This window comes from Corynebacterium sp. HMSC036D02 (genome assembly GCF_001836165.1).
Taxonomy (GTDB): domain Bacteria; phylum Actinomycetota; class Actinomycetes; order Mycobacteriales; family Mycobacteriaceae; genus Corynebacterium.
The window spans coordinates 109,422-117,078 of sequence record NZ_KV827680.1; the positions used below are offsets into that span (position 1 = coordinate 109,422).

The following is a 7,657-nucleotide window of genomic DNA, read 5'->3' on the forward strand; positions in this document are numbered from 1 at the left end:
GCATAGCCGACGCTCGACTTAGTACAGGCCCGCCTCCCGGGCCATGGCAGCAATACCTGCGGACTTCTGCGCGATAGCCAGCTCCTCGTTCGTGGGCACCACGAAGACCTTGACCTGGGAATCCGCGGTCGAAATCATGCGCGGCTCCTTCGAGCGCACGAGGTTGGCTTCTTTATCGAAGTCAATGCCGTACATGTCCAGGTTGTACAGCGAATCCTGGCGGACCTCAGTATCGTTCTCGCCCACACCGGCGGTAAACGTAATCGCGTCCACGCGGCCCAGCGCAATCATGTACGCGCCGATGAAGCGGCGCAGCTGGTGGATGTAGATGTTGTAGGCCAGCCAGGCGTCCTGGTCCTCGTTGTTGATGCGCTCGCGCAGCACGCGGAAGTCGTTGACACCCGCAATGCCCTTCACACCGGAGCGCTTGTTCAGAAGGTTATCGATCTCATCGATCGACATCCCCGCCTCACGCGAGAGGTGGAAGATGATACCCGGGTCAATATCGCCCGAGCGCGTGCCCATGGCCAGACCTGCCAGCGGGGTCAGGCCCATCGAGGTATCGATCGGGCGGCCGTTGCGAATCGCCGCCGCCGAAGCACCGTTGCCCAAGTGCAGCGTGATCTGGTGAACATGCCCTGGGTCACGGTCAAGAAGCTTCGGCACCTGCTGCGAGACGAACTCGTGGGAGGTTCCGTGGAAGCCATAACGGCGGATGTCATACTGCGAGGCCACATCGTTGTTGATGGCGTAGAGCGCGGCCGCCGGCGGCATGTGGTTGAAGAAGGCCGTATCGAAGACCGCCACGTGCGGGATCTCCGGCAGCAGCTTGCGCGCCACGCGGATGCCGTCCAGGTTCGCCGGGTTGTGCAGCGGCGCGAGCGGAATGAGGTCCTCGATCATGGACTCGATCTGATCCACGATGAGCTGTGGCTCGCTGAACAAGCGCCCGCCGTGTACCACGCGGTGGCCCACGGCGATGACCTCGACATCCGTCGGGCCCACGCCATGCTCGTGCATGATGCTAAACGCGCGGTCCAGGCCGAAGGAGTGGGTGGGAATCTCCAGCTCTTCCTTGAATTCCTCACCGCCCGTCTTGACGGTCACCGCACCCTGCGGCTCACCAACCTGCTCCACCAAACCGGAGACCAGCGGGGTATCTGTAGCCGAGCTTTCCGGGTCCACCAGCTGAAACTTAACTGAGGAGGAACCCGAGTTGAGAACGAGTACGTACGCCATCTACTTCACCCCTGCCTGAATAGCAGTGATAGCCACCGTGTTGATGATGTCCGGAACAGTCGCGCCACGTGAAAGGTCATTGACCGGCTTGTTCAGCCCCTGCAGAATCGGGCCCACCGCCAGTGCACCACCGGTGCGCTGCGCCGTCTTATAGCCAATATTGCCGGCCTCCAGGTCCGGGAAGACGAAGACCGTGGCCTTACCCGCAACGTCGGATTCCGGCGCCTTCTTGGCGGCCACGCCGGGGTCGCAGGCGGCGTCGAACTGCAGCGGACCATCCACCGCCACGGAAGAGTCGATACCGCGAGCCGCCTCGACGGCCTGCGCCACCTTCTCCACGTCTGGGCCAGCACCCGAGGTACCCGTGGAGTAGGACAGCAGCGCCACGCGCGGGTCCAGGCCAAACTGCGCGGCGGTCTGCGCGGAGACGATGGCGATCTCGCCGAGCTGCTCCGGGGTCGGGTTCGGGTTCACCGCACAGTCACCGAAGGCCCACAGGCGTCCGGGCATCACCATGAGGAAGATGGAGGAGACCACGGAGGCCTCCGGCTTGGTCTTAATGATCTGGAAGGAAGGCTTAATGGTGTGCGCAGTGGTGTGCGCCGCACCGGAGACCATGCCATCGGCCAAGCCCTTGTGCACCATCATCGTGGCGAAGTAGGACACGTCCTTCATGGTCTCGCGCGCCTGCTCCAGCGTCACGCCCTTCTTCTTGCGCAGCTCCGCAAAGTCTGCCGCAAACTCTTCTGCCAGCGGGGATTCCAGGTGGTTGATGATGTCCACGCCAGGTAGGTCGATCCCGAGTTCCTGGGCGCGCTTTTCGACGTTCCCGTCACCCAAAATCGTCAGCTTCGCCACCTTGCCCTTGATGAGCTCGCCTGCGGCCTCCAAGATGCGATCGTCTTCGCCCTCCGGCAGCACGATGTGCGCGCCAATCTCGCGGGCCTGATCCAAAAGCTGCTTCTGGAAGAGCTCGGCGCTCATATAAGGTTCGATCTCTTCCAGGGAGGAAATCGCGCTGGGGATGGAGGAGACGTCATCCACCGCGCCCACCACGGTGGCTCCCACCGAGCGCGCGTGGTTCAGCGCCAGCTCCGCGGCGCGGTCAGGCGCCTCGGAAACCAGCACGAAGGGCAGGCCCAGGGCGGCGGCGGCCTTGGCATCAAAGTCCATAACTCCGGTGCCTTGGAGGACCAGGTTGCCCGCGGGGGCATTCTCCAGGACTTCGCTGAGCGTGGTTCCCAAGTCATCTACCTGGGCGAAGGTGGCCCCCAGTTCCTGAGCCACAGCAGCAACGTCCAAACCGTCGAAGCCGCGCCCAATGACGCTGATGAAGGCGGAATTCCGTGAGGACTTGGCGGTCATGAGAAACCTTTCTCTGCTTAGAAAGCGTGTACCCAAGCTCACATAGTGGGGTACACAGTGACACTACGACACTTTCACAGTACGGGAACACACCCCTTCTCGCCGCCGACTTAACACTGACCATCAGCAACTCCCCAGGCCACTGCCACCTCACCCGAAGCCAAAGTGTGCTATCACACAGAAACTTGTCCTCCCTTGTTCCCTCGGAGTAGGCTCCTAACCAGGATTGTTACTTCGGGCAAGACCTAGGCTCCCCGCTCTTAGCCGTGTGGGGATGGTTCGCTTGTGAACCATTGTGGCCTAGGTCTTTTGTGGTTTTTAGCCACAGTGCCTGCCTACTCTCGAAAGGATTCTCATGTCGACAGAGACTCGCTCGGCAGCCGAAGCCATCTTGGATGGCATCGGCGGAGCGGAGAACATCACCTCTTTCACGCACTGTGCTACGCGCCTGCGCTTCGAGCTGGCTGATGCCTCCAAAGCCGATAAGGAAGCACTCGAATCTATCCCCAAGGTCATGGGCGCTGTGCCCCAGGGCGGCCGCAACTACCAGGTGGTCATCGGCGGCGACGTGGCCACGGTCTATGACCAGATCAACGCCCTGCCGCAGATGAAGAACGCCGGTGAGTCCGCCGGCCGCTCCAACGATGATGTCAAGGCCGCCGCCCGCGCCAAGTCCAAGGGCAAGCTGCCCTGGATGGATACCTTCTTCGAGTACCTCTCGGATTCCTTCCGCCCCATCCTCGGCGTGCTGCTGGGCGCCTCCCTGGTTATTGCCTTCGCCTCGGTGCTCGATGCTTTCGGCGTTGTGGACTTCCGCTCCCCTGACAAGCCGGCCTCGTGGTTCTTCGTGGATGCCATGTGGCGTTCCGTCTTCTTCTTCCTGCCGGTGATGGTGGCGTATAACGCGGGTAAGAAGCTGCGCATCGACCCCTGGGTTCCCGCGGCAATCATGCTTGCGCTATTCACCCCGGAGTTCCTCAATCTCTCGGAGAACCCCGCGGTCCAGTGCGTTACCAACGACACCCTCGGTGCTGAGCAATGCTCCATTGAGATCTTCGGTATGACCATGCAGCTGCAGGACTACGGCGGAAACGTCTTCGTCCCGCTCATCATGGCCGCCGTTGCCGCGCTCTTCTACAAGGGTTTCCAGAAGATCATCCCCTCCGCGGTGCACATGGTCTTTGTCCCCTTCCTTACTATGATCGTCCTCATCCCGCTGACGGCCTTCCTCATTGGCCCCTTCGGTGTGTGGGCTGGTAACGGCATTGGTGCTGGCCTGTCCTGGATGAATGACAATGTTCCGTTCGTCTTCGCCCTAGCCATCCCGATGCTCTACCCCTTCCTGGTCCCGCTGGGTCTGCACTGGCCGCTTAACGCCCTCATGCTGGTCAACATCCAGACCTTGGGCTATGACTTCATCCAGGGCCCGATGGGCGCATGGAACTTCGCCTGCTTCGGCGCTACCGCCGGTGTTCTGGCCCTGTCCATCCGTGACCGCGACACCGTGATGCGCCAGACCTCCGGCTCCGCCCTCCTGGCCGGCCTGCTCGGTGGTGTGTCTGAGCCTTCCCTGTACGGTATCCACCTGCGCTACAAGCGCATCTACCCGCGCATGCTGGTGGGCTGCTTCGCTGGTGGCCTGACCGTGGCCCTGCTGACCCTGGGCACGAACGGTATTACTACCGACGCCTTCGTCTTCACCTCCCTGCTGACCATCCCGGTCTTCACCCCAATGGCCAAGTACGCCATCGCCATTGCAGTGGCCTTCTTCGTGGCCTTCTTCCTCATCCTCTTCACCGACTACCGCACCCCGGAGGAGCGCGCTGAGGCCAAGGCCGCCCGCGAGGCAGCCGAGCAGGCCGAGCTCGACAACGCCAACAACGCCGGCAACGCTGACAACGCCGCGCTTGCCGACGCCCCCGCAACCACCGCTGCCGGCGCTGGCGCCGGTGCCGCCACCGCAACCAAGGCTGACGCCCCGGCCAAGGCCGCTGAGCCTGCCGCTGGCACCACCACCGACATCGCTTCGCCGTCGACCGGCAAGGTTGTCCCCATGGCTGAGATCGATGACCCGGTATTCTCCGCCGGCACGCTAGGTGATGGCGTGGGCATCGTCCCCGAGGGCGACGAGGTCTACTCCCCCGTCAGCGGCACGATTGTCAGTGCTATGAAGTCCGGTCACGCCTACGGCATCAAGACTGAGGACGGCGTGGAGGTCCTCGTCCACATCGGTATCAACACCGTGAAGATGAAGGGCGAAGGTTTCGCCCCGGCCGTCAAGAAGGGCGACACCGTCAAGCATGGCGAGCTGCTTGCCACCGTTGACTTTGCCAAGGTCACCGAAGCCGGCTACGACACCACCATCGTCCTGGCCGTGACCAATACCAAGGCTCTGTCTGCCGTCACCCCGGCTGGCCTGAACCACGCCGCCGCTGGCGACACGGTCATCACCACGACCCGCTAAAGGACCCACTAGGGAACCTTTAGCACGCCTTTAACGAACCCTGACTAAGCTGGCTCGATGTATCTACCATCGTGGCCGGCTTTAGTCGTTCTAGCCCTAACCGGCTAGCCTTAACCGGTTAACCTCAACCAGAAAGGTGCCCTGTGCAACTGTTGCGCGTGTTCAATAACAACGTCGTGCTCGCACGGCGCGGTGCGGAAGACGTCATTGTCACCGGCCGCGGCATCGGCTTCCAAGCCAAACCTGGCACTGAGGTTGACCCGGCCAAGGTGGTCAAAGTCTTCGTCCCGGATTCCGGCCGCGACCCGGACCACCTCGCCGCCATGATCGCCGGCATTCCCGGCGAATACGTCCAGCTAGTCATCGACGCCATGCACTCCGTCGACATGTCTGAGGCACTGCGCAGCAAGCTCACGCTGGTTGTGGCGATTGCGGATCACATCCACGGCGCGGTCAGCCGCGGCAACACCGTGTCCTATCCATTGGAGGCTGAGGTACGCCACCTCTACGCCGATGACTTTGCCCTGGCGCAACAGCTGCTCGACGCCATCAACAGCGGCCTACACAAGCCGCTTGCCGCCGACGAAGCCGTGGCCATCACCCTGAACTTGGTCAACGCCGGCTTCGCGGTCGGGGATCTCTCCGGCACCTACCGCATGACGGGCCTCATCCAACAGATTCTGGCCGTCATTGGCTCTCACAACGATACGGAGCTCAACAGCGAGGACATCTCCGTCGCCCGCTTCATCACGCACCTGCGCTATCTCTTCGTGCGCATGGCGGAACACCAGCAGCTCGACTCGGACGACCGCCAAGTAGCCACCGCCATCTCCGCCCGCTACCCCGATGCCGTCGAGACCGCCCAGATGGTGGCTAACCTGATTGAGCTGCGCCTCGACAGCGCCCTAACCCCCGATGAGGTCTCCTACTTGACGCTGCATATTGCCCGCCTGCAGGAGGCCTCCGCCTAAGCCATTCACCGGCTTAGACCGCTGCGACAGCTTAAGCCGCCGGTGCCTCAGCAGGTGCCTCAACGCCACCCTCTACCGGTGCCTCAGCGCCCTCCACCGGCGCCACCGGCTCCGCCACGGTGATGATGTTGTCTTCGTAGCCAAGCTGACCACCCACAAACTTGCCGCCACAGGTGATGAGGACCAGACGGTTCTCTCCCTGCGTGTCATTGACCACGTCCGGGAAACCCGCGCCCTTCTGCAGGCGGTACGGCGCCTCAGTCACGCGGAATCGGCGCTCCTCACCATCGATGAAGACGGTGAATTCCTGCCCTTGCTCCAGGGTGGTGAACTTCTCTGCGAAGCCCGTGCCTTGGCCTTGGTAGTTGATGTGACCGGTAATAACGCTGGAGCCCACCGGACCAGCCTCGCCCGGCACTGCCGACGCGGAGTACCAGCCCAAGCGCTGTACATCGTGCGGGGGAATCAGCATGCCGGTATCAGTGACCTGAATCGGGTCCACGGCCGCAAACTCATCGTTAATGCCCAAGGACATCGCGCCAAAGCCCCGGAACTCACCCGGTGCTGGCTCCACCTCGTGTTCCTGCTCACCCGAGTCATCCACGAAAGGATCATTGTTCGTTGTCGGCGCTTCAGCTTCAACGCTCTGCGAGGTTGACGTCTGTTCCTCAGCCGCATTTGTATCCGTGGAATCTTCCTCACTGCGGCCCGCATAGAGCACTAGCTGTACGACAACCAAGATAATCGCGATGAGCGCTGCAATACCGATGAGCAGCTTCTTATTGCTCTTCTTCCCATCGCCTACCGGCTGCGCTTCGCTGGCGCGGTGTTCAGATGCAGAGGACTCACCGGGATACTCCGGGATACTGTTCTTTTCGCCATCATCAGTCATTTTCTATTCCTTGCTCCTAGCTTCTACGTTCTAGCTTCTGAGATTTAACTTATAAAAGTATTGGCTCTAGTTATTCGCTTTAAACAATAGACTAAAAATCAGACGACGAATCCCCTCCAGCGTTTACGCCCTGGAGGGGATTGTCATCATTGCTCTCTGCGCCTTACCAACCCCAACCGGTGAGGGCTGGGATGGTGTTGCAGTTTGGACTACTTGATGAAGTCCTTCATGCCTGGGTCAAGCTTCGTCGCACCGGAAGGTACGTGCTTGATCTCCACGCGCTCTGCGTTGGACGGCAGCGGCTGACCGGAGTCCTCCGGCGGAGTTGCGTCCAGGACGGTGACCTCGCGGTCATCGCGGCCGGTGTTGTCACCAGTCTGCTCGGACGGTTCACCAGCGTTGTCACCGGTGGACTCACCATGGTCACCGCCACGGCCGTTGTCCTCGATGACCTCAGCGTTGTGGTCGCCATCGTGGCCACCATCATGTCCACCGTCACCGCTATTGCCACCATCAATGATGAGCTTGATGAGGCCCAGACCCGGGATGAGCAGCAGCCACCACGGCAGATCGGACTTCTTCGAGCTGCCATCGTTGTCGTCCTTATCCTTACCGTCGCCGTCATCCGGAGTCTCGGTCGTGGACTCAGACGGCTCGTCACCCGGCTTATTCGGAGTCGTTTCCTCACCCGGGTTATTCGGAGTGGTCTCCTCACCCGGCTGGTTC

5 protein-coding genes and 1 pseudogene are annotated in these 7,657 nt (G+C 61.6%); 2 read left to right on the forward strand and 4 right to left on the reverse strand.

Going from position 1 to position 7,657, the window contains the following annotated elements:
- Positions 1-18: 18 nt before the first annotated feature.
- Both HMPREF2743_RS06935 and pta read right to left on the reverse strand, forming a co-directional pair.
- A complete protein-coding gene (locus HMPREF2743_RS06935; RefSeq protein WP_010188744.1) occupies positions 19-1,239 on the reverse strand; it encodes an acetate kinase in 1,221 nt (406 codons plus the stop codon).
- Complete coding sequence (gene pta / locus HMPREF2743_RS06940; protein ID WP_070524698.1) at positions 1,240-2,604, reverse strand: phosphate acetyltransferase; 1,365 nt, start codon at positions 2,602-2,604, stop codon at positions 1,240-1,242. It lies immediately after the preceding gene.
- Positions 2,605-2,959: 355 nt separating this feature from the next.
- Between pta and HMPREF2743_RS06945 the strand changes: the two genes are divergently transcribed.
- Both HMPREF2743_RS06945 and HMPREF2743_RS06950 read left to right on the forward strand, forming a co-directional pair.
- Complete coding sequence (locus HMPREF2743_RS06945; protein WP_070818448.1) at positions 2,960-5,068, forward strand: glucose PTS transporter subunit IIA; 2,109 nt, start codon at positions 2,960-2,962, stop codon at positions 5,066-5,068.
- Between the two features lie 143 nt (positions 5,069-5,211).
- Complete coding sequence (locus tag HMPREF2743_RS06950) at positions 5,212-6,039, forward strand: PRD domain-containing protein (protein ID WP_070818449.1); 828 nt, start codon at positions 5,212-5,214, stop codon at positions 6,037-6,039.
- A gap of 31 nt (positions 6,040-6,070) precedes the next feature.
- On the opposite strand, the gene HMPREF2743_RS06955 is transcribed toward HMPREF2743_RS06950, so the two are convergent.
- A complete protein-coding gene (locus HMPREF2743_RS06955; RefSeq protein ID WP_046647159.1) occupies positions 6,071-6,931 on the reverse strand; it encodes a class F sortase in 861 nt (286 codons plus the stop codon).
- Between the two features lie 209 nt (positions 6,932-7,140).
- Positions 7,141-7,657: pseudogene (locus tag HMPREF2743_RS12760) on the reverse strand (adhesin); the annotation flags it as partial.

What these genes read in the sequence shown, in the direction of transcription:
- HMPREF2743_RS06935 (WP_010188744.1), bottom strand. Translation starts at nt 1,239, where the DNA reads ATGGCGTACGTACTCGTTCTCAACTCGGGTTCCTCCTCAGTTAAGTTT.
- pta (WP_070524698.1), bottom strand. Translation starts at nt 2,604, where the DNA reads ATGACCGCCAAGTCCTCACGGAATTCCGCCTTCATCAGCGTCATTGGG.
- HMPREF2743_RS06945 (WP_070818448.1), top strand. Translation starts at nt 2,960, where the DNA reads ATGTCGACAGAGACTCGCTCGGCAGCCGAAGCCATCTTGGATGGCATC.
- HMPREF2743_RS06955 (WP_046647159.1), bottom strand. Translation starts at nt 6,931, where the DNA reads ATGACTGATGATGGCGAAAAGAACAGTATCCCGGAGTATCCCGGTGAG.